General features: G+C 71.2%; 16 protein-coding genes and 1 pseudogene. 8 read left to right on the top strand and 9 right to left on the bottom strand.

All coding sequences use genetic code 11. The features are described 5' to 3' along the window. Positions 1-172 precede the first annotated feature (172 nt). The 5 genes and pseudogenes from ACZ52C_RS41385 to ACZ52C_RS41365 all read left to right on the top strand — a co-directional run bounded on the left by ACZ52C_RS41385 (position 173) and on the right by ACZ52C_RS41365 (position 7,414). Complete coding sequence (locus ACZ52C_RS41385) at positions 173-1,555, top strand: L-serine ammonia-lyase (protein WP_469079690.1); 1,383 nt, start codon at positions 173-175, stop codon at positions 1,553-1,555. 51 nt (positions 1,556-1,606) lie between these two features. After that, positions 1,607-2,452 (top strand): annotated as a pseudogene (fdhD, locus tag ACZ52C_RS41380) (formate dehydrogenase accessory sulfurtransferase FdhD); the annotation flags it as partial. Positions 2,453-2,532: 80 nt separating this feature from the next. Next, positions 2,533-3,849, top strand: a complete 1,317-nt coding sequence (mshA, locus tag ACZ52C_RS41375; protein ID WP_469079689.1) for a D-inositol-3-phosphate glycosyltransferase — start codon at positions 2,533-2,535, stop codon at positions 3,847-3,849. Between the two features lie 180 nt (positions 3,850-4,029). After that, positions 4,030-5,553: an ABC transporter substrate-binding protein gene (locus ACZ52C_RS41370; RefSeq protein WP_469079688.1), complete on the top strand. Its 1,524-nt coding sequence runs from the start codon at positions 4,030-4,032 to the stop codon at positions 5,551-5,553. A 7-nt stretch (positions 5,554-5,560) separates the two neighbouring features. After that, positions 5,561-7,414 carry an ABC transporter permease subunit gene (locus tag ACZ52C_RS41365; RefSeq protein ID WP_469079687.1) on the top strand — a complete coding sequence of 618 codons (1,854 nt, stop codon included), beginning with the start codon at positions 5,561-5,563 and terminating at the stop codon, positions 7,412-7,414. On the opposite strand, the gene ACZ52C_RS41360 is transcribed toward ACZ52C_RS41365, so the two are convergent. After that, the gene (locus ACZ52C_RS41360) at positions 7,332-8,147 is read right to left on the bottom strand and encodes an SAM-dependent methyltransferase (RefSeq protein ID WP_469079686.1); all 816 of its coding nucleotides are present in this window, start codon (positions 8,145-8,147) and stop codon (positions 7,332-7,334) included. The genes ACZ52C_RS41365 and ACZ52C_RS41360 overlap by 83 nt on opposite strands. A gap of 222 nt (positions 8,148-8,369) precedes the next feature. On the opposite strand from ACZ52C_RS41360, the gene ACZ52C_RS41355 reads away from it, so the two are divergent. After that, positions 8,370-11,588: a glycosyl hydrolase family 95 catalytic domain-containing protein gene (locus ACZ52C_RS41355; protein ID WP_469079685.1), complete on the top strand. Its 3,219-nt coding sequence runs from the start codon at positions 8,370-8,372 to the stop codon at positions 11,586-11,588. Positions 11,589-11,601: 13 nt separating this feature from the next. Here ACZ52C_RS41355 and ACZ52C_RS41350 read toward each other — a convergent pair whose 3' ends face one another. The 4 genes from ACZ52C_RS41350 to ACZ52C_RS41335 form a co-directional block, all read right to left on the bottom strand. Beyond that, complete coding sequence (locus ACZ52C_RS41350; RefSeq protein WP_469079684.1) at positions 11,602-11,892, bottom strand: hypothetical protein; 291 nt, start codon at positions 11,890-11,892, stop codon at positions 11,602-11,604. A gap of 268 nt (positions 11,893-12,160) precedes the next feature. Then, positions 12,161-13,633 carry a class I adenylate-forming enzyme family protein gene (locus tag ACZ52C_RS41345; protein WP_469079683.1) on the bottom strand — a complete coding sequence of 491 codons (1,473 nt, stop codon included), beginning with the start codon at positions 13,631-13,633 and terminating at the stop codon, positions 12,161-12,163. A gap of 55 nt (positions 13,634-13,688) precedes the next feature. After that, positions 13,689-14,612 (bottom strand): alpha/beta hydrolase, encoded by a 924-nt coding sequence (locus tag ACZ52C_RS41340; RefSeq protein WP_469079682.1) that lies wholly within the window; start codon positions 14,610-14,612, stop codon positions 13,689-13,691. Between the two features lie 7 nt (positions 14,613-14,619). Continuing rightward, the gene (locus ACZ52C_RS41335; RefSeq protein WP_469079681.1) at positions 14,620-15,588 is read right to left on the bottom strand and encodes an enoyl-CoA hydratase/isomerase family protein; all 969 of its coding nucleotides are present in this window, start codon (positions 15,586-15,588) and stop codon (positions 14,620-14,622) included. 281 nt (positions 15,589-15,869) lie between these two features. On the opposite strand from ACZ52C_RS41335, the gene ACZ52C_RS41330 reads away from it, so the two are divergent. Beyond that, positions 15,870-16,553, top strand: coding sequence for a TetR/AcrR family transcriptional regulator (locus ACZ52C_RS41330; RefSeq protein WP_469079680.1), 684 nt, complete (start codon positions 15,870-15,872; stop codon positions 16,551-16,553). A gap of 55 nt (positions 16,554-16,608) precedes the next feature. Here ACZ52C_RS41330 and ACZ52C_RS41325 read toward each other — a convergent pair whose 3' ends face one another. The 3 genes from ACZ52C_RS41325 to ACZ52C_RS41315 form a co-directional block, all read right to left on the bottom strand. After that, positions 16,609-17,490, bottom strand: coding sequence for an SDR family oxidoreductase (locus ACZ52C_RS41325; RefSeq protein WP_469079679.1), 882 nt, complete (start codon positions 17,488-17,490; stop codon positions 16,609-16,611). Positions 17,491-17,642: 152 nt separating this feature from the next. Continuing rightward, positions 17,643-18,137, bottom strand: a complete 495-nt coding sequence (locus tag ACZ52C_RS41320) for a MarR family winged helix-turn-helix transcriptional regulator (RefSeq protein WP_469079678.1) — start codon at positions 18,135-18,137, stop codon at positions 17,643-17,645. 133 nt (positions 18,138-18,270) lie between these two features. Continuing rightward, the gene (locus ACZ52C_RS41315) at positions 18,271-19,497 is read right to left on the bottom strand and encodes an acyl-CoA dehydrogenase family protein (RefSeq protein ID WP_469079677.1); all 1,227 of its coding nucleotides are present in this window, start codon (positions 19,495-19,497) and stop codon (positions 18,271-18,273) included. Between the two features lie 63 nt (positions 19,498-19,560). On the opposite strand from ACZ52C_RS41315, the gene ACZ52C_RS41310 reads away from it, so the two are divergent. Then, a complete protein-coding gene (locus ACZ52C_RS41310; RefSeq protein ID WP_469079676.1) occupies positions 19,561-20,388 on the top strand; it encodes an SDR family oxidoreductase in 828 nt (275 codons plus the stop codon). A gap of 107 nt (positions 20,389-20,495) precedes the next feature. On the opposite strand, the gene ACZ52C_RS41305 is transcribed toward ACZ52C_RS41310, so the two are convergent. Further along, on the bottom strand, positions 20,496-21,005 hold the full coding sequence (locus tag ACZ52C_RS41305) for a winged helix-turn-helix transcriptional regulator (protein ID WP_469079675.1): 510 nt from the start codon (positions 21,003-21,005) through the stop codon (positions 20,496-20,498). Between the last annotated feature and the right edge of the window lie 237 nt (positions 21,006-21,242).

Here is a 21,242-nt window from a genome sequence, read left to right as displayed (position 1 = left end):
GCCGACGTCATCGCCGAGACCCTCAAACCGTCCTACGACGCGGAGGCGCTCAAGGCCCGGGTCAAGGTCCTCGCCGACAAGCACCCGCTCTACCCCGGCCTGTAACCGACAACCTCCCGCAGCGGGCGTGCCGTCACCGGCGGCACGCCCTCTCCAACCCACGGAGCGTGGCGTGGCAATCAGCGTCTTCGACCTGTTCTCCATCGGCATCGGCCCGTCCAGTTCGCACACCGTGGGCCCGATGCGCGCCGCCGGGATGTTCGTCAGGAGGCTGAAGCAGGACGGAGCGCTGGCCCAGACCGCGACCGTGCGGGCGGAGTTGTTCGGTTCCCTCGGTGCCACCGGCCACGGCCACGGCACCCCCAAGGCGGTCCTGCTCGGCCTGGAGGGCAACGAGCCGCACACCGTCGACGTCGCCCGTGCCGACCTGGACGTCGAGCGGATCCGCGCCACCGGACGCATCCACCTCCTCGGCGCCGAGATCGGCCCCGCCCACGAGATCGGGTTCGACACCGTCACCGACCTGGTCCTGCACCGCAGGCGCTCACTGCCGTACCACGCCAACGGCATGATCCTCTCCGCCCACGACGCCGACGGCGCGTCGCTGCTGGAGAAGACCTACTACTCCGTCGGCGGCGGCTTCGTCGTCGACGAGGAAGCCGCCGGCGCGGACCGGATCAAGCTCGACGACACCGTGCTGGCCCACCCGTTCAGCACCGGCGACGAACTGCTGCGGCTCACCCGCGAGACCGGCCTGTCGATCTCCGCGCTGATGCTGGAGAACGAGAAGGCCTGGCGCACCGAGGAGGAGATACGCACGGGCCTGCTGGAGATCTGGCACGTCATGGAGGCCTGCATCGCCCGCGGCCTGGGCCGTGAGGGCATCCTCCCCGGCGGTCTGAAGGTCCGTCGCCGGGCAGCCGCGGCGGCGCGCGCCCTGCGCAGCGAGGGCGACCCGCTGGCCCGTGCCATGGAGTGGATCACGCTCTACGCGATGGCCGTGAACGAGGAGAACGCCGCCGGGGGCCGCGTCGTCACCGCGCCGACCAACGGCGCGGCCGGCATCATCCCCGCCGTCCTCCACTACTTCCTGGAGTTCGTGCCGGGCGCCGACGACGACGGCATCGTGCGGTTCCTGCTCGCGGCCGGTGCGATCGGACTGCTCTTCAAGGAGAACGCCTCCATCTCCGGCGCCGAGGTCGGCTGCCAGGGCGAGGTCGGCTCCGCCTGCTCCATGGCCGCCGGCGGACTCGCCGAAGTCCTCGGCGGCAGCCCCGAACAGGTCGAGAACGCCGCCGAGATCGGCATGGAACACAACCTCGGCCTCACCTGCGACCCCGTCGGCGGCCTCGTCCAGATCCCCTGCATCGAACGCAACGGCATGGCCGCGGTGAAGGCCGTCACGGCGGCCAGGATGGCGCTGCGCGGCGACGGCCGGCACCACGTCTCCCTCGACAAGGTCATCAAGACCATGAAGGAGACGGGCGCCGACATGAAGGTCAAGTACAAGGAGACCGCCCGCGGCGGCCTCGCCGTCAACGTCATCGAGTGCTGAGCCCCGCCGGGCACCGGCTGCGGCCTCGACGGCAGAACTGGGAGTGAGGCCATGGGACGGGTCACCGAACGACGGCGTGTGCTGCGGGTCCGCGACGGGGAGGCGAGCACCCGCCCCGACACGCTGGTGGCGGAGGAGCCGATGGAGATCCGTCTGGGCGGCAGACCTCTCGCCGTCACCATGCGCACACCCGGTGACGACTTCGCCCTCGCCGCGGGGTTCCTGGTGAGCGAGGGCGTCGTCAGCCGGGCCTCGGACGTGGCGAACATCGTGTACTGCGCGGGCGCCACCCAGGACGGCCGCAACACCTACAACGTCGTCGACGTCCGACTCGCCCCCGGCGTGCCGCTGCCCGACATCACGCTGGAGCGCAACGTCTACACGACGTCGTCCTGCGGCCTGTGCGGGAAGGCCAGCCTCGACGCCGTACGGACCACCGCGGCCTGGCCGATCGCCGACACGCCCCCGGTCCGGCTCACCCCGGGCCTGCTGGCCCTCCTGCCCGACCGACTGCGGGCCGCGCAACGGGTGTTCGACCGGACCGGCGGACTGCACGCCGCCGGGCTGTTCTCGCCCGAGGGCGAACTGCTGGACCTGCGGGAGGACGTCGGCCGGCACAACGCCGTCGACAAACTAGTCGGCCGCGCCCTCCGGTCCGGAGGGCTGCCGCTGTCCCGGAGCGTCCTGCTGGTCTCCGGGCGGGCGTCCTTCGAACTCGCGCAGAAGGCCGTCATGGCGGGTATCCCCGTACTGGCGTCCGTCTCCGCGCCGTCCTCCCTCGCGGTGGACCTGGCCACGGAGACCGGACTCACCCTCGTCGGCTTCCTGCGCGGCGGCTCCATGAACGTGTACGCGGGCGAACACCGCCTCGACCTGGGGGCAGGCGGCGAGGTCGGGGCCGGGGGCGAAGCCGGTGCCGAGGTCGAGGCGGGGGCCGAGGGCGAAGCCGGTGCGCGGGTCGCGGCCGGAGCCGACGCATGACCGGGCGCGACGGACCGCGCCGCGTCGCCATGGTCAGCGTGCACACCTCACCGCTGCACCAGCCGGGCACCGGCGACGCGGGCGGGATGAACGTCTACGTCGTCGAACTCGCCAAACGCCTCGCCGCCCTGGGCATCGAGGTGGAGATCTTCACCCGGGCCACCTCCGCCGCGCTCCCGCCCGCCGTCGCACTCGCCCCCGGCGTCCTGGTCCGGCATGTGACCGCCGGCCCCTACGAGGGACTGGCCAAGGAGAACCTGCCCGCCCACCTGTGTGCCTTCGCGCACGGCCTGACACGCGCCTGGGCCGGACGTCCCGCCGGCCACTACGACCTGGTGCACTCCCACTACTGGCTCTCCGGCCACGTGGGCCGGCTCGCCGCCGAAGGGTGGGGCGTCCCCCTCGTCCACACCATGCACACCATGGCCCGGGTCAAGAACGCCTCCCTCGCCGAGGGCGACACCCCCGAACCCGCCGCCCGGGTCCTGGGCGAGACCGAGATCGTACGGGCCGCCGACCGGCTGGTGGCCAACACCCGCGAGGAGGCCGACGAACTGCTGCGCCACTACGACGCCGACAGCGGCCGGGTGGCCGTCGTCCATCCCGGGGTCGACCTGGACCGCTTCCGGCCCGACGCCCGTGGCATCGCGGCCGGGCGCGGCGCGGCCCGTGCCCGTCTGGGGCTGCCCGAACACGCGCTGATCCCGCTGTTCGTGGGCCGCATCCAGCCGCTGAAGGCGCCCGACGTCCTGCTGCGGGCGGTGGCCCGGCTGCTGACGGAACGGCCCCGGCTGCGCGAGCGGTTGGTGGTGCCGGTGGTGGGCGGGCCGAGTGGCAGCGGACTGACCGAACCGGAAGCGCTGCACAAGCTCGCGGCCCGGCTCGGGATCTCGGACGTGGTGCTGTTCCGGCCGCCCGTCGACCAGGACCGGCTCGCCGACTGGTACCGGGCCGCGTCCGTCCTCGTCATGCCCTCCCACAGCGAGTCCTTCGGTCTGGTGGCCGTCGAGGCCCAGGCCTGCGGCACCCCGGTGATCGCCGCCCGGGTCGGCGGCCTGCCGGTGGCCGTACGCGACGGGGCGAGCGGGGTCCTCGTACCCGGTCACGACCCCGCCGACTACGCGCGGGCGCTGTCCCGCTTCGCCGACGACCCCGCCCGCGCGGCCCGCATGAACGAGGCGGCCGTCCGCCACGCCCGCTCCTTCGGCTGGGCCTCGTCCGCCGCGGCGACGGCCGACGTGTACGCCTCCGCCCTCCGCGAACGCCGTGGCACGCGCCCTGCGGCTCGTCAACCCGCCCGGGCAACTCGCTGACGCCACATGCGAGTACCCGCTCGGCACAGGGCTCGGCACCGGCATCGGGGCGGCACACTCGCACCGGTACCTCGGCGTGCGCCGCGAGCTGCCCGCCGACATCCACCCACCCCGCAACGGAGGGTTGGTAAGGCTTGCCTTATATTTTGATCGTTCCGCCCTCCGCAAGACAGGACCATCATGCGCACCACCCCCCGCCGCCTCCTGGCTGCCCTCACCCTCACCCCGCTGCTGGCCGGCTGCTTCGCCGCAGGCGAGGAGGGGGCCGGCGCGAGCGACGGGCCCGGAGGCGCGGGCCGTCTGCGGATAGCCCTCGCCGTGCCGCCGGTCCAGGCCCTGTCGCCGTACAGCAACGACGCCACCGTGCTCAGCAAGCTCTCCGTCGCCGAAGGCCTCACCGCCCTCGACGAGGACGGCGCCGCCGCCCCCGCCCTGGCGAAGTCCTGGAGCCGTGAGAACGCCACGACCTGGGTCTTCGAATTGCGTGAGGCCACGTTCCAGGACGGCACCGACGTCACCGCCGAGTCGGTGGTGAACGCCCTCGACCACGCCAACGCGGCCGAGACCAAGCCGCGCGTACTGAGCGACATGTCGCTCACCGCCGAGGCCGATGACGCCGACACCGTCACCATCACCACCAAGACCGCCGACCCGGTCCTCCCGCTGCGGCTCGCCAGCCCCGCCCTCGGCATCCTCGCCGAGAAGGCGTACGCCGACGACGGCACCGTCAGCCCCGTGGGCACCGGCACCGGCCCCTTCGAGATCACCCGGCTCACCGGAAAGACGAAGGCCGCGCTCAGCCGCTACGACGGGTACTGGGGCGGCAAGGCCAAGGCGTCCGGTATCGACGTCACCTGGATCGCCGACGGCACCGCCCGCGCCAACGCCCTGCGCGGCGGCGACGTCGACATAGCCGAGTGGATCCCCACCGCCCAGGCCAAGCTCCTCGACGAGAGCACTCGTCACGAAGTGCCCTCGGTGCGCACCGACAGCCTCGTCCTCAACACCGGCAGCGGCCTCTTCACCGACGCCGGCCTGCGCGCCGCCGCCCGTGAGGCGGTGGACGGCGGAGTCCTCGTCGATTCCGTCTTCGGCGGCTACGCCGACCCCGCGCAGGGCCTGTTCGGGCCTGCCGTCCCCTGGGCCGCCGACCGGCGGGTCGAGGTGACCGGCCGGGCGAAGGCCGCGACCGACGCACAGGTGCGGGCCGGCACGAAGGGCAGGACCCTGCGCCTGGCCACGTACACCAACCGCGCCGAACTCCCCGAGGCCGCCACCGTCCTCCAACAGCAGCTGGAGAAGGCCGGGTTCACGGTGAAGCAGGACGTGCGCGAGTACACCCAGATGGAGGCCGACCTCCTCGCGGGCGAGTACGACGCCCTCGTCTTCTCCCGGGTCACGCTCCTCGACACCGGCGACGCGGTCGCGTACCTCGCCAGCGACTACACCGGTGACGGCGTCTACAACATCGCCGGCCTGAAGGACGCCGCGGTCGACCGGGCCGTCGAGTCCGCCGCCGGGGAGGGCGACACGGCCGAGCGGCAGAAGAAGGTCATGCGGGCCGAGGCGGAGATCCTGCGCACCGACGCCGTCGTGCCCCTGGTCCACGAGAAGGTCGTCCAGGGCATCTCCGACGACGTCGAGGGCGTCCTCCTCGACCCCCGCGAGCGCTCGCTGGTCGACGTCGACACCCGGCTGAAGTAAGCCGCCGATGAGCAGCACGTCGACGGCCGGCGCCCACGTCCTGCCCACCCGATGGCGGGCGGGCGCCGGCCGCCTCGCCGCCGGAACGGCCCTCCTGACGGCCGTGGCCTTCCTGCCGTGGCTGTCCGGCGTCGACCCCGCCCTGACCGTGCTGCGCGCCCGCGCCGCCGACCAGGACCCGACCCCGGCCCAGCTGTCCGCCGTACGCGAGCGACTGGGTCTGGACGAGGGGCCGTTCGCCCACCTCGGGCACTGGCTGAACGGACTGGCGCACGGCGACGCGGGCACCTCCTGGGTGTCGGGCGAACCGGTGCTGCCCCAGGTGACGACGGCCCTCGCCGTCTCCGTCACGCTCATGCTCGGCGCGCTGGCGGTCACGATCGCGGTGGCCGCTCTGGTCTGCGCCCGCACCCTCCGCCTCGGATCCCGCCGAAGGCTGCGGCAGAAACGGGCGGGCACCGCGGCCGCCGTGCCGGCCGCACTGCCCAAGTTCCTGCTCGCCTCGCTGCTCGCGACGGTCTTCGGGGTGTGGCTCGGCTGGTTCCCCTCCCAGGGCTGGGAGGGACCGCGGTCGATGGTGCTGCCCGCTCTCGCCCTCGGCATCCCCTCCGGCGCCGTGATCGGCGGACTGCTCGACCAGGCCCTGCCCGCCGCCTTCAACGAACCCTGGGCACGCACCTGGCGCGCCCACGGCCTCTCGAACGGCCGCATCGCGCGCACGGCACTGCGCAGCGCCCTCGCCGGCGTGCTCCCGCAACTCCTGCCGACCGTCGTCGCCCTGGTCGGCGGCGCGGTCGCGGTCGAGAAGATCTTCAACATCCCGGGGCTCGGCCGTCTCTCGCTGGACGCGGCCACGGCCCAGGACATGCCGCCGCTCCAGACGGCGACCCTGACCCTGGTGCTGCTCGGCGTCTGCGCCGGCTTCCTGATCCAGGTCCTGCGGCACGCCCTGCTCGGTCCGGCCCTGCGGGACGGTGCCCTGCCCGCCCTGCACCCGCCCCGGCTCCCCCGATCACGCTCGCTGCCCTGGGTCGTAGGACTCAGTGCCACGGCCCTTCTCGCCGTGGTCGTGGCGGGCCTCCTGCGCGACCCGTCGCACGTCGAGACGACGGCGAGGCTGCTGCCCCCGTCCCTCGCGCACCCGTTCGGCACCGACTCGCTCGGCCGCGACCTGCTGGCCCGGCTCGGCCACGGAGCCCTGCGTACGGTCGGTGTGGCCCTCGCGGTCACGGTGGTCAGCGCCGTCGTCGGACTGGTGATCGGCACGACCGCCCAGCTGGGGGCGGGCCTGACCGAGGTGGTCTCGACGATGCCGGCCGTCCTCGCCGGACTGCTCACCACGGCTGTGACCGGCCCGTCGGTCCTGGGCGCCGCGTGCGCGGTGTGCGTGGTGGCCTGGACGCCGTACGCCGCCCAGACCGCCGCCCTGCTGGAACAGGAACGGGCCAGCGGCCACCTCCTCGCGTCGATCTCCTTCGGCGCGGGTCCCTCCTACCTTCTCCGCCACCACCTGCTGCCCGCGGTCGTGCCCGCCCTGGTGCGCAACGCCCTGCTCCGCCTGCCCACCACGGTCCTCGTCCTCGCCTCCCTCGGCTTCCTCGGTCTGGGCGAACAGCCGCCCACCCCCGAGTGGGGCCGCCTCCTCTCGGAGAACCAGCCCTACGCGGAACTGGCCCCCTGGACCGTCCTGGGTCCGTCCGCCGCCCTCGTCCTCCTCTCGGTCCTCGCCATCTCCACCACGACCTGGAGCCGCGGCAGGCCCCGGGCCGCGGCCGGGGTCACGGCTTCCGCGCCACCGCCCCCAACTGCGGTACGACCGTGGGCTCGTCACCGGGGCCCGGACGCCACAGAGAACAACTGACGAGGCCCGGATCCAGGAGGGTGAGCCCGTCGAAGTAGCGGGCGATCTCCGCGGCGCCGCGCGCGGTGACCGGCGGCTTGGCGTGCGCGTTCCAGAACTCCATCGCCTCCAGCTGGAGTTCGCCGCCGAGTTCGGGCTCGGTGGTGGGGTGCGTCAGCACGAGGAAGCTGCCGGGGGCGAGCGGTTCGAGGAGCCGTCGGGCGATGGCGCGGGCCTCGGTGTCGTCGAGGACGAAGTTGAGGATGCCGAGCAGCATCAGCGCGACGGGCTCGCCGAGGTCGAGGGTCTCTCCGGCGCTGCGCAGGATCGTGTCCGGGTCGTGGACGTCGGCGTCGATGTAGGCCGCGGCGCCTTCGTCGGTGCTGGTCAGCCGGGTGCGGGCGTACGAGAGCACGACCGGGTCGTTGTCGACGTACACGATCCTCGACGAGGGTGCGACGCGCTGGGCGATCTCGTGGGTGTTCTCCAGCGCGGGCAGCCCGGTGCCGACGTCGAGGAACTGGCGCATCCCTCGCTCCTCGGCCAGATGGCGCACCGCGCGGACGAGGAACCGCCGGTCGGCGGTGGCGATGTCGCGGATGACGGGGATCAGACCGGCGACGTGATCCCCGACCTGCCGGTCGACCTCGTAGTTGTCCGTGCCGCCCTGCCAGTGGTTCCAGACGCGGGCGTTGTGTGCCGTGGTGGTGTCCGGGAATCCGGGTGCGGGGCCGGCGGCCTCGTTCTCGCTCACGTGGTCCTCTCCTGGCACGCCCAAGGATCCGATGTCGGTGGGCAGTTGGGGCCCGTGTGGCGTGACATGGCGTCATTGTGCCGCCGCTCTTCCTCCGGTGTTCGGGCACACCCCTAGACATCCGATGTATTTTCCGGCAACGATGATCACGCCCCCGACCGAGGTCGAGGTTGCCCCGCAGTTGCCGTGAAAGAGCCGATGAATGGGCCGGGAGATCTCACAGTGCTCGACGCATCCCCACCGCAGAGACGAAGCCTCCTCAAGTTCGGCGGAGCCCTCGCCTTCGCGCCTCTGGCCGCCGGGCTGACGGGCACCCCCGCCTCGGCACAGCCCGCCGCCGGGACCGGTGCCCCGGAGGCCTTCCGACGGCCGACCCTGTCGCGGCGCGCCCTGCGCTACACCGTCCCCGCAGTGAACTGGGAGGCACAGGCCCTGCCCATCGGCAACGGCCGGCTCGGCGCCATGCTCTTCGCCGATCCCCACGAGGAGCGCGTCCAGTTCAACGAACAGAGCCTGTGGGGAGGGGTGAACGACTACGACAACGCCCTCGCCGGCAAGCCGGACAGCGACTTCGACACCGGCATGAACGGCTTCGGCTCGTACCGGGACTTCGGCGACCTCGTGGTCACCTTCGCCGCCGCGCCCCGGGCCAAGGTCACGGCGCCGGGTGGACCGTACAACAGCTCCCCGTCGGAGGGGGTCGACAAGTCCCACGACGGTGAGACGGGCACCAAGTGGTGCATCGACGGGCCCGGCACGAAGGTGCGGTGGCAGGTCGAGCTCCCCGCTCCTGTGGAGGTCGCCTCGTACCGGCTCACGAGCGCGAACGACGTGCCGCAGCGCGACCCGCAGGAGTGGACGCTCTCCGGTTCCGCCGACGGCGAGAGCTGGACCGTGCTGGACAGCCGCATCCTCGCGGCGCCCTTCGAGAACCGCTTCCAGACCAAGCGGTTCGACTGCGCGGCCCCGGCCGCCCACCGCTTCTACCGCTTCGACTTCGTCCCCAAGGCCGGCGTCAGCCACTTCCAGGTCGCCGAGATCGGCCTGACCGGCGTCGACCTCGGCGCGTCCGAGGCCGTGTACCTGTCGTCGCCGAGCGGGCACCCCGACACGGCCTCCCACGCGACCGGCACCGACTCCGCCGACCTGTCCACGGACATCTCACGTTCCGTGGACCGCGACCCGGCCACGGTGTGGCGGGTCGCGGGCACCTCACCCGCACTGATCTGGCAGGCGGACCTGCCCCGCGCGGTCGCCCTCACCTCGTACACCCTGACCGCGGCCCCGGACCGCCCTCGGGAGGACCCCCGGCAGTGGACGCTGGAGGCGTCCAAGGACGGGAGCACCTGGGTGACCCTCGACACGCGGCGGTACGGCACACCGTTCGCCGGCCGGGGCGAGACCCGCACCTTCCGGTTCACCAACACCACCGCCTACCGCGTCTACCGGCTCACCCTGACCCCCGGCGCCTCCGCCGGCGGCTGCCGGATCGCCGAGATCGCCCTGGCGGGCGAGGACTTCGACACCCGATCCCGGCGCACGATCGTCGACTACCAGCGCACCCTCGACTTCGTCGACGGCGTCCACGTCACCCGTTTCGGCGCCCCGGGCCGGCGCGTCGTCCGGGAGGCCTTCGCCGGCCGCGCCGCCGACGTCATGGTCTTCCGGTACACGACGGAGGCGGCCGAGGGACTCTCCGGGGCGATCTCGCTGACCTCCGGTCAGGAGCAGGCCCCGACGACCGTGGACGCCGATGCCCGCGAGATCGCCTTCTGCGGGGTCATGGGCAACGGCCTCAAGCACGCCTGCACCGTCCGGGCCGTGCACACCGACGGAGACTTCAGCGACGACGGTCCGGTGCTCCGGTTCAGCGGATGCACGACGCTGACCCTGCTCCTGGACGCGCGCACCGACTACCGGCTCGACGCCGCCGCCGGGTGGCGCGGAGCCGACCCGCAGGCGGCGATCGACCGGGCGCTCGACAAGGCCGCCGCCCGCTCCTACACCGCACTGCGCAAACGGCACACCACCGACACGCGCACCCTCATGAAACGGGTCTCGGTCGACTGGGGCACCTCCCCGGACGCCGTCGTCGCCCTGCCGACCGACGCCCGGCTGGCCCGCTACGCGGCGGGCGGGGAGGACCCCACACTCGAACAGACGATGTTCGACTACGGCCGCTACCTGCTGATCAGCTCCTCCCGCCCCAAGGGCCTGCCCGCCAACCTCCAGGGCCTGTGGAACGACAGCAACCAGCCGGCGTGGGCCGCCGACTACCACACCAACATCAACATCCAGATGAACTACTGGGGAGCGGAGACGACGAACCTGCCCGAGTGCCACGAGGCACTCGTCGGCTTCATCGAGCAGGTCGCGGTGCCCAGCCGGGTCGCCACCCGCAACGCCTTCGGCGCGGACACCCGCGGCTGGACCGCCCGCACCAGCCAGAGCATCTTCGGCGGCAACGCCTGGGAGTGGAACACGGTCGCCAGCGCCTGGTACGCCCAACACCTCTACGAACACTGGGCGTTCACCCAGGATCTGACCTATCTGCGCGACATCGCCCACCCGATGATCAAGGAGATCTGCCAGTTCTGGGAGGACCACCTCAAGGAACGCTCGGACGGACTCCTCGTCGCGCCGAACGGCTGGTCCCCGGAGCACGGGCCCCGCGAGGACGGCGTCATGTACGACCAGCAGATCATCTGGGACCTGTTCCAGAACTACCTCGACTGTGAGGCGGTCCTCGACGCGGACCCCGACTACCGGGACAAGATCGCGGACATGCAGGCCCGGCTGGCGCCGAACAAGATCGGCCGATGGGGTCAGTTGCAGGAGTGGCAGGAGGACATCGACAGCCCCACCGACATCCACCGCCACACCTCGCACCTCTTCGCGGTCTACCCGGGCCGCCAGATCACCCCGCGGACACCCGACTTCGCGGCAGCCGCCCTCGTCTCGCTCAAGGCACGCTGCGGCGAGAAGGAAGGGGTCCCGTTCACGGCGGCGACGGTGTCGGGCGACAGCCGCCGCTCATGGACCTGGCCGTGGCGCGCCGCCCTCTTCGCCCGCCTGGGCGACGGGCACCGCGCCCGGATCATGCTGCGGGGCCTGCTGACCTACAACACGCTCCCCAACCTGTTCTGCAACCATCCGCCCTTCCAGATGGACGGCAACTTCGGCATCTCGGGGGCCGTCGCGGAGATGCTCCTGCAGAGCCACGACGGAGCCATCCACCTGCTGCCCGCCCTGCCGGACGCGTGGAAGGCCACGGGCTCCTTCACGGGCCTGCGCGCCCGCGGCGGCTACGAGGTCTCCTGCGCATGGCGCGACGGAAAGGTCACGTCGTACGAGATCGTGGCCGACCGGGCGCGCGGCCGAGGCAAGGTCACCGTCCGGGTGAACGGGACCGACGTCAGGGTGCGACCGCGCAGGCCCTGACGGCCACGCGGGCTCAGGACTTGGCGGCGGCCTCGGCGGGAGCGTCGGGGACCGCCGCCTCGCTCCGTGCCATGTGCAGGAAACGCCGGATCGCCTCGACGGACATGTCGAGCGCGTCGGACGCGGACTGCTCGTCGCCGAACACCTGCACGGCCTCGGTGACGGCCACGGCGAGTTCGGCCTCCGCCTTGCGGACCTTGCCCTCCGCCTTGTCGACGGTGTCGACGACCGACAGCTGCCGGCGCTGCTTCTCCTGGAGCCGCTGTTTACGGGAGAGGGTTCTGTCAACGTTCTGCACAGTCATGCCCAAGATCATAAGGGCCCGCGCACGCCCTCATGGACGGCCAACTCACGGCGCTCGCAGCGGTGTTCGAACCGGGCGCGCTCATCCGGGCGGGGGAGGAGTACGAAGACGGGAAACCCCCTAGCGAGCGACTCCGCGGCTGTCCCCGGCGGGCCGGGCGAGTGGCGATGTTCGCGAAGTTCCGGGGAGCCCCGCCGACTTCCACTCGGCCCCTGGCACGGAGCTGAGGGCCGCCGACGCGGACAGCCCACAGCGGCATCCATGGAGGTCAGGAGCGCGCGGAGACCTCGGCGTGGGCAGCGCGCAGCGAGACCTTGTCGATCTTTCCGACCGCGTTCTTCGGGATGGCTTCCACCACGAAGAACGCGGTCGGACGCTTGAAACCGGTGAGGCTGCGCGCACAGCGGGACTCCAGCGCCGACGGATCTACGGTCGAACCCGGTCGGGGCTGGACGTAGGCGACGACGACCTCTCCCCACTTCTCGTCGGGGACACCGATCACGGCGGCCTCGAGCACCGACGGGTCACCGACGAGGACGTCCTCGATCTCCTTGGGGTAGATGTTCTCCCCACCCCGGATGATCATGTCCTTGGAACGCCCGACCAGGGTCAGGTACCCGTCGGCGTCGAGCCGGCCCACGTCGCCGGTGTGCAGCCGGCCGTCGACGAGGACTTTGGCTGTTTCCTCCGGGCGGCCGAGATAGCCCCGCATGACGTTGGGGCCCCGCACGACCACCTCTCCCTCCACACCCGGCGGCACCTCGCTGCCGGCGGCGTCGACGATCCGGATCTCCTGGCCGGGGAAGGGCAGCCCCACGGTTCCGGCGCGGCGCGGGCCCGCGACAGGATTGATGGTGGAGCCGCAGGTCCCCTCGGACAGCCCGTACCCCTCGACGAGCGGAAACCCGTAACGAGCCTCGAACCGGGCCAGCAGCTCGGCGGAGGCGGGTGCCGCACCGCAGACTCCGAAGCGCAGGGACGAGGTGTCGGGGCGGACCTGGTCGGGGAGCGCCGCGAGCATGCTGTAGATCGTCGGCACGGCGCTGAAGAAGGTGGGGCGCTCGCGCTCGACGACGTCGAAGAAGGTCTCGGGACGGAACCGGTCGCCGATGACGACGCTCGCGCCCGCCAGCAGCGGTACGAGGGTGCTGACCACGATGCCGTTGACGTGGAAGAGCGGCAGGATCAGCAGGCACCGGTCGGCCGGCCCGACCTCCAGCGCCCGACGCCCCATGTCCGCCATGGCGTCGATGTTGGCGTGGTCGAGCATCACCCCTTTGGGCACCCCGGTCGTGCCGCTGGTGTAGATGAGCAGGGCCAGCGCGGACGGGTCCGGAAGGGGCTCCTCGTCCGGCTCCGCCGCTCCGGCGCGCAGTGCGCCGACGGTGAGGACGGCGGTCCCGTCCGCCACGGGGGCCGCACTGTCCTCGCTCACCAGGAGGCGTGCGCCGGAGTCCTTGAGCTGCCGGGCCACTTCGACGTCGGTCATGCTCGGATTGACCGGCGTGATGGTGGCCCCGAGCCGCCAGGCGGCGAACAGCAGGAGCACGAACTCGGCGCGATTGGTCAGCTTGAGGGCCACGACGTCGCCGGGGCCGATCCCGAGGTCCTTCAGGTGACGTGCCGCCGCCCGGACGCGACGCAGCAACTGGACGTTGGTGAGGGCCTGGCGGCCGTCCGAGACCGCGGCCCCGTCGGGGTCGAGGGCTGCGCGGCGGTCGGGCAGAGAAGCGAAGTTCATGGGCGAGGCGTCCCTGTCTCGGTGTGATGCGGTGTCTCGGTGTGGTGCGGTCCGGTCACGGAGCCGACGCGGCGGCTGCCGGGGCCAACTGGCGGGTGAGGAACTCGATCTGGTCGCGCACCAGCACCTCGAAGGTCTCGCCGGCGTAGAAGTCGAAGTGTCCGGCGTCGTACCGCTTGATCTCCCCCTGGGGCGCGGTGCGCGCGTAGCGGAGGGTCTGCGCGGGAGGTGTGACGGAGTCGGTGTCACTGACGCAGAAGAGGATCGGCATGGCGACCTTCCTGGCCGCGCGCCCGGGCCGGTAGGCGAGGATGGTCGGGATGACCCTCGCCGCCACCTCGTTGCGGAACGTCGTTCCCGGGGGCTGGAGCGCCTGGTATCCGGGCAGGGCGTCCGGAGCGTTCATGAGGGCCGACGTGCCGGGGGCGGCGGCGATCGGAACCATCACCGGCGGCTTTCCGCGACCTCGGGCTGCCAGATCGCGGGCGACCACGGGGAGGACCTTGAGTGAGGCGACAGGGCCCAGCGCGAGCGCGGAGGCGAGACCGTCGGTGAAGGGGCATTGCGACACTGCCGCGCGCAGTTCGGGGTGGCGGGAGGCGACGGTGATGGCATGGCCGCCGCCGAACGAGCTGCCCCATACGGCGATGCGGGTCCGGTCGACGTCCGTGCGGGCTTTGACGTAGGCGATGGCGGCGTCCCAGTCGGCGAGCTGACGCTTGATCGACAGGAGCTGGCGAGGGTGGCCGCCGCTGTCGCCGAAGTGCCGGTAGGTGAAGGCCACCGCGGCGATGCCGGCCTGCGCGAAGCGCTCGGCGAAGGCGTCCAGCCGCATCTCGCGGACGGCGCCGAGGCCGTGCCCGAGGATGACGACGGGCGGAGAGGTGACGCCCGTGGGGAGGTAGAGCCAGCCGGCGCAGTTGCTGTCGCCGGAAGGGAACGTGATGTCGTGACGGGTGAAGGACTGCTGAGTGGTCATCGTCGGTTCACCGCCCGCTCGTCGAGTGACGGCCCGGCACGCTGCCCGAGGCGAGGGCTCGTGCGTAGGTGCCCGGTGTGTAGAGCGGGAGTTCGCCGGTGGCGGCGGTTGTGGCCTGGTAGTCGAGCATCAGTTGCTGGCCTTCCTGCGACATGATTTGGGCGAAGAACTCCGCGCGTTCGACGTGCAGGCCGTCCTCCAGTGACATCGAGCCGCCGAAGTACACCGACCTCTTGGCGGCCGCGACCGACGCCTTCGACCGCTTCCCGAAGTGCTCGGCGAGATCGACCGCCTGCGCGACCACCTTGTCCTGCGCGACGACCTTGTCCACCGCCCCGTTGGCGAGGGCCTCTTCGGGCGTGAACGGCTTGCCTTCGAGGATTGCGGCCAGGGACCGGTGGGTGCCGATCAGGCGGGTCAGCCGCTGGGTGCCGCCGCCGCCCGGGATGATGCCGAGGAGGATCTCCGGCTGGCCGATGAAGAAGTCCCCGTCGGCCATGACCCGCAGATCGCACGCCCAGGCGAACTCCGCGCCGAGGCCGAGAGCGGAACCGTTGAGGGCGGCGACGTAGAGCACACCGCTGGCGTTCATCCGCAGGAAGGTCCTGTGCAGACGTTCCAGCTGCAGAGCCCCGCGCATCGGGGTTCTGCGCATCACGGACCCGAGGAGGCGGGACCGGTCCATGTGCTTGGCCATGCGGACGACGGCTGAGGCAGCGCGCCGGCCGACCGTAGGGCTCGCGGCTCCCTCTTCCTGCAGCCACCGGACCGCGGCATGGCTGACGAACCGCTCGGGATGTGCCCCGGTGAAGACGACGGCACGGATGTTCGGATCACGGTCGGCTCGGGCCACCAGCTTCTCCAGCTGCTGGGCGATGTCGAGGCCGAACTCCTGGTGCGGGCCGCCGTCGACCCGCGCGATCAGAACGGCGCCGCGATCTTCGATCTTCAGACGGCCCTTGTCTTTGTATGGCATGAGTTCTGCTCCCGTGCTGTTCATGGGGTGGGATTGGGGTGGGACATGGGGCGGGGCAGTGCGTGAGGATGGCCGCGGATGCGTGTCGCAGCGACGAGGCCGGCTTCGCCCCGACACGCTGTGCCGGCATGGGCGGCAGGCGACTGGATCAACGCGTGATGACGTGTCCGAGGCGGACGTGTGTGTCCGGGGCGGCACGTCACATGCGATGTGTACTATTGCCGTGAAGATTTACATAACCAAGTTATTTCTGGTGTGTCAACGGTGGAGGCGTGCGGGACATGGCAGGGCGGGCGAGGGTCGAGGACGCACCGGAGCGACTTGTGCGGGCCGCCATCGGGCTGTTGGCCGAGCAGGGCCCGTCGGCTCTGAAGGCGCGCACGGTGGCGTCCGCGAGCGGACTGTCGACGATGGTGGTCTACAGCCACTTCGGCGGCATCCCCGAACTGATGGCTGCCGTTGCCGATCACGGCTTCAGGGAACTCGCCAAGGCTTTCGCCCAGGTGCCCGTGACGGAGGATCCCGTCGCCGATCTCCTCGCCATGGCCTTGACCTGCCGTCGGCAGGCCCGCGAGAACCCTCACCTCTACGACCTGATGTTCGGGCTGTCCACCCGGGCGACGTACCGACCGCTGCCGGACACCGACCGTCGCCTGAGCGGGCATTCCCCGGCTTTTCGGGAAGCCCACACCCATGTCGTCGCGGCGTGCGAACGGCTCCTGCGCTCCGGTCGGGTCGAGCGACAGGAACCCGAGGTCATCGCCGCCCAGCTGTGGAGTTTCGTGCACGGTTACATCACCCTCGAACTGGCTGAGCACTTCGCCGAGTTCGACGACGCCGTGACGCAGGTGCTGCTGCCGATGGGCGTGAACTTCACTGTCGGACTGGGTGACCGGCGGGAACGTGCCGAGGTCTCCCACGAGGTCGGCCTGCGCCTGTACGACTCGATCGTCCAAGGCGGCTGAGACGCCTGACCGTTGGGCGCTGCCCCCGGGTGCGGCCGGCCAGGACGCCCCTGGTCTACGCGGCAGGGGCATCTGTGCCCGGCGTGAGTTGGTCCTGCCTCCCGAGCGCGGCGACCTCCCGTTCGAGGGACGGCACCGCCCGGGCCGCGAAGCGCCTCGCCCAGGGCCAGGCCAGCGGTGAATTCAGCACCGCCTTGGCCCAGTTGGCCACGACGACCGCGCGTGGGACGTACACACGGCCGCGGCGGCGCACGAGTCCGTCGACGATCGCGGCGGCCGCCCGGTCGGCGCTCGTGGTGACATTGCCCGGATAGGGAAGCCGTGTGCGCAGGTCCTGGAACGAGGGGAGGTCCGCCTCGGCGCCTCGCACGAGGTCCGTGTCGATCCAGGAGGGGTGCACCACGCCGACCGTGACTCCGAGGTGGGCCACCTCCTGTCGGTAGGTCAGGGCGAGCAGCTCGGCCCCGGCCTTGCTCGCGCCGTAGGAGGCCATCGCGGCCAGCGGCATGAACGACAGCGCGGACGCGACGACCAGGACGTGGCCCCGGCTGCGCTCCAGATGCGGCGTCGCGTACTTGAGGGTGCGGAACACGCCGTTGAGGTTGATGTCCAGGACCCGCTCGAACGACGCCTCGTCCATCTGTCGCACCGTCCCGTACGCCACGACGCCGGCGTTGGCGACGACGAGGTCGATGCCGCCCATGGCCTCGGCGGCTTCGTCGATCGCCGATCGTAGGGCGGCGCCGTCGCGTACATCGGCCTCACGCCACGAAGCGACGGGGCCCAGCTCGTCGGCGAGGGCGCGCAACCGATCGGCTTCGAGTCCGATCACGGTCACCCGGGCCCCTCGGGCTACGGCCAGTCGGGCCACCTTCTCGCCGATGCCGCGTGCCGCTCCGGTGACAACCAGTTTTCTGCCCAGCAGGTCACGTTTCATGGCGGCAACATAACTTCGTTATTGATGGAGCACAAGAGACCGCGCATGACTGCTCTTCGGTGACCCGGTCGACGGCACGCACGGTCGGCGGGGACCGCGGGCGAACCCCGCCGACCCACGGGGAGGCGCGACCGTTTCCTACGGCACCGCTGTTACGCCCTCTTCGCGCCGCTCTGCTCGCGAACGGCGTCGAACATGGCGGTGAGAGCGGAACTCTCGGCGAGGCTGCTCAGCAGGGCGTGCAGCGAGTGCCGCTCGGCGGTGCCCAGGTCGGGGAGGATCTCGCTGTCGAGGCCGGCGAGTGTGCGGTTGAGGTCGGCCAGGATTTTGCGCCCGTCGTCGGTGATGTCGACGGCGTAGCGGCGTCGGTCCTGGGGATCGCGTGTCCGCGCGGCGTATCCGGCCCGCTCCAGGTCGTCGAGACTCGTCACCATCGTCGCCGGGTCGATGCGCAGGAACGAGCCGAGCGCCAGCTGTGGCATGGCGCCGTTGTCGGCCAGGGCCTGCAGGACGCTGTAGTGGCGCACGCGCAGGCCGGTACCGCTGATGCCGTCCTCGGCGATCCTGAACGCCACCTGCCCGAGCTTGACCAGCAGGCAGATGGTGTGTTCGGCCACTGTCCCCGGTACCAGCGGAGCCTCGGACATCGTTCATCCCGCCTATGGTTAGCCCTGCGTATCTTCTGGGTCCATCGTACGAGAAGACGTGCGGGGGCCGAAGCGGGGCGGCGATCTCGGTGCGCAGCAGCGGGGCTCGCCGGGCGGGGGAGGGGCGGGGCCGTCAGCCGACGATGGTCCGGCCGAAGATCTGGCGGGCGATGACCCACTTCTGGATCTCGTTGGTGCCCTCGTAGATCTCGCCGATCTTGCTGTCCCGGTAGATCGCCTCGACGGGGCCGGCACTGCCGTCGGCACCCAGTTCGCGGGCGAAGCCGAGGCCTCCGAAAGCCTGAACGGCGTCGCGCGCCATGTCCACCGACAGTTTGGTGGCGTAGTACTTCGCCATCGCGGCCTCGGGTTCCGGGGACGGGTCGCCGGCGTCCAGGCGCAGGGCGGCCTTGGTGACGAGGGTGCGGGCGTTGTCGATCTCGGTGGCCCGCTCGGCGAGCAGGAACTGCCAGTGCTGGTTGGCCGCCACCGGCTTGCCGAAGGCGTGTCGCGTCGACAGATGGGCCACGGTGTGGTCGAAGGCGGCCTGTGCCATGCCGACCCCGGCGGCCGCGATGCCGATCCGGCCGTAGGTCAGTGTGGACAGCGCGTGGCGCAGTCCGTGTCCCTCGGTGCCCCCGAGGAGGTCGTCGTCGGACAGGTGTACGTCCGTGAAGCGGATGTCCGCGGTGAGCTGGCCGCGGTTGCCCATCTTGCGGTCGGCGAGGCCGACTTGAACGCCCGGAAGCGCCGTGTCGACGATGAACATGCTCAGCCGCTCGCCGGTGCGGGCGAGAACCACCACGAAGGCGGCCACGGGCGAGTTGGAGATCCACCGCTTGTGGCCGTTCAGCACCCAGCCCGTCTCGGTGCGTACAGCCTCGGTCCGAACGGCCTGCGGAGACAGGTCGCTGGAGGCGTCCGGTTCGGTGGTGGCGAACGCGCCGACCACCGAGCCTTCCGCGACCTTGGGCAGCCAGCGCTGCCGCTGTTCCTCGGTGCCCTGCCGCAGGGCGTTGCCGGCCAGGATGCAGTGCACGTCGAAGACGGCCGCGACGCTGCTGGAGTAGTAGGCCAGTTCCTCGATCGCCGCGGCGGTGGCGGCCGCCGGGTGGATCAGACCGTCGCCGCCGACCTCGCCGGGGAAGGGGATCCGGAAGACCCCCGCCGACGCGAGCGCGTCGAACACCTGCCGGGGGAAGCCGTCCGTGCGCTCGTCGCCGTTCGCGATCGCCGCGGCGTGCGGAGCCACCTCGTGCTCCGCGATCCGGCGCACGGCGGCGCGAACGGACTGGGTCTCTTTGGGGGCGAGGAGCTCGTGGTAGAGCCGGTCGCTCTGGCGTGCGGGAGTAGAAGTCATACGCGGACGATATCATTCGCACCACGTATGATTAGTTCAACAATCGATTTTGGAGGTTCGACCATGACTCGGACGCTGGCCGGCAAGACCGTCCTGATGTCAGGAGGCAGCCGAGGCATCGGGCTCGCCATCGCCCTGCGCGCGGCCCGCGACGGGGCGAACGTGGTGATGCTCGCCAAGACCGCCGTACCGCACCCGAAGCTCGAAGGCACGGTCCACACCGCCATCGAGGAGGTCGAGCGCGCCGGTGGCAAGGGGCTGGCCGTCGTCGGTGACGTCCGCAACGAGGACGACGTACGCACCGCCGTCGACGCCGCGGTCGGCGCCTTCGGTGGCATCGACATCGTGGTGAACAACGCCAGCGCGATCGACCTGTCGTCGACGGAGCAGCTGGAGATGAAGCGCTACGACCTGATGCAGGACATCAACACGCGTGGCACGTTCTTGCTGAGCAAGGCCGCGATCCCGCACCTGCGGGAAGCCGGCAACCCGCACATCCTCACCCTGTCGCCGCCGTTGAACCTCGCGCCCCACTGGGTGGGCAGGCATCTCGGCTACACGCTGTCGAAGTACGGGATGAGCCTGTGCACCATCGGGCTCGCCGAGGAACTCGCCGGTGACGGCATCGCCGCCAACTCGCTGTGGCCGCGGACCCTGATCGACACGGCCGCCGTGCGCAACGTGGTCGGCGGCGCCGGACAGGCCCGCAGTCCGCAGATCATGGCCGACTCCGCGTACGCCGTCCTCACGCGGGACGCGCGCACATGCACCGGCAACCTGTTCATCGACGACGAGGTCCTGTCCGACGAAGGCGTCACCGACCTGGCCGCCTACAGCCCCGCCGGCTTCGAGGGCGATCTCGCGCTCGACATATTCGTCGATCCGGCCTGATCCCGCTCGGTTGCGAGGCGTGGGCGGGCCTCGTCCCGCTCGCGCAGGGGCGATCCATGGCTCGGGCGCACAAGGCGTGCGCGACATCGGGTCCTGGATCGCATCGTTCACTCGACGGGCCTCAGGCGGAAAGCGGGGCCGGGGATGCTCTCGATGTCCTGCGGTTGGACGGTGTGGCCCCGGTCGCAGCGGATCCGGGCGTCGACGTGCGAGCCGCAGTCACGGTGGCGGGACAGCATGGCCGGGCCCTCCGGGTCGGCACGGTAGCGGTCGCCCCACCGTAGGAGCCCCATCACGGCCGGGACCAGATCCGCGCCCTTGGGTGTGATCACGTACTTCGGCCGGCTCCGCGAGCCGGGCTCCTTGTAGGTCTCGGTGGCCAGGATCCCCTCCTCCACGAGCATCCGAAGGCGTGCGGCGAGAAGGTTGCGCGGGCAGCCGAGGACGCGTTCGAACTCGCTGAAACGGGACGAGCCGTACCAGACCTCGCGCAGGATCAGGATCGTCCACTTCTCGCCCACGACCTCAAGGGTCCGGGCGATCGAACAGTTCGACGCGTCCCGGTCGAGTCGGGGGTCCACGCCGACGTCCCGCAGAGCTTCGGTCCTCGCATCCATGGGGGTGAGCCTAACCTCACTTGAGTTTACTTTTCTATACTCAGCCGGTAGTGTCATGGTCGGCGCATCAACCCGGCCGCAAGCGAGAAACGGGCGTGTTGGGGCCCCGCCGAAGAAGCACATCGACCATCGAGACACCCACGCAGAAAGCGGCCGGCAATGAAGGCATTCGTCGTCGAGAAGTACGGCAAGGACGGCGTCCGCGCCGCAGAGGTACCCAAGCCCACCGTCGGGGAA

The organism is Streptomyces sp. NPDC034049, assembly GCF_055575575.1.
Note: the sequence above shows the minus strand (reverse complement) of the source record. Positions and strands in the feature narration are given on the sequence as shown.

Excerpts from the sequence above, each read along its gene's own strand:
- mshA (WP_469079689.1), top strand. The coding sequence starts at position 2,533 with ATGACCGGGCGCGACGGACCGCGCCGCGTCGCCATGGTCAGCGTGCAC.
- ACZ52C_RS41370 (WP_469079688.1), top strand. The coding sequence starts at position 4,030 with ATGCGCACCACCCCCCGCCGCCTCCTGGCTGCCCTCACCCTCACCCCG.
- ACZ52C_RS41365 (WP_469079687.1), top strand. The coding sequence starts at position 5,561 with ATGAGCAGCACGTCGACGGCCGGCGCCCACGTCCTGCCCACCCGATGG.
- ACZ52C_RS41350 (WP_469079684.1), bottom strand. The coding sequence starts at position 11,892 with ATGACTGTGCAGAACGTTGACAGAACCCTCTCCCGTAAACAGCGGCTC.
- ACZ52C_RS41345 (WP_469079683.1), bottom strand. The coding sequence starts at position 13,633 with ATGAACTTCGCTTCTCTGCCCGACCGCCGCGCAGCCCTCGACCCCGAC.
- ACZ52C_RS41340 (WP_469079682.1), bottom strand. The coding sequence starts at position 14,612 with ATGACCACTCAGCAGTCCTTCACCCGTCACGACATCACGTTCCCTTCC.
- ACZ52C_RS41335 (WP_469079681.1), bottom strand. The coding sequence starts at position 15,588 with ATGCCATACAAAGACAAGGGCCGTCTGAAGATCGAAGATCGCGGCGCC.
- ACZ52C_RS41330 (WP_469079680.1), top strand. The coding sequence starts at position 15,870 with ATGGCAGGGCGGGCGAGGGTCGAGGACGCACCGGAGCGACTTGTGCGG.
- ACZ52C_RS41325 (WP_469079679.1), bottom strand. The coding sequence starts at position 17,490 with ATGAAACGTGACCTGCTGGGCAGAAAACTGGTTGTCACCGGAGCGGCA.
- ACZ52C_RS41320 (WP_469079678.1), bottom strand. The coding sequence starts at position 18,137 with ATGTCCGAGGCTCCGCTGGTACCGGGGACAGTGGCCGAACACACCATC.
- ACZ52C_RS41315 (WP_469079677.1), bottom strand. The coding sequence starts at position 19,497 with ATGACTTCTACTCCCGCACGCCAGAGCGACCGGCTCTACCACGAGCTC.
- ACZ52C_RS41310 (WP_469079676.1), top strand. The coding sequence starts at position 19,561 with ATGACTCGGACGCTGGCCGGCAAGACCGTCCTGATGTCAGGAGGCAGC.
- ACZ52C_RS41305 (WP_469079675.1), bottom strand. The coding sequence starts at position 21,005 with ATGGATGCGAGGACCGAAGCTCTGCGGGACGTCGGCGTGGACCCCCGA.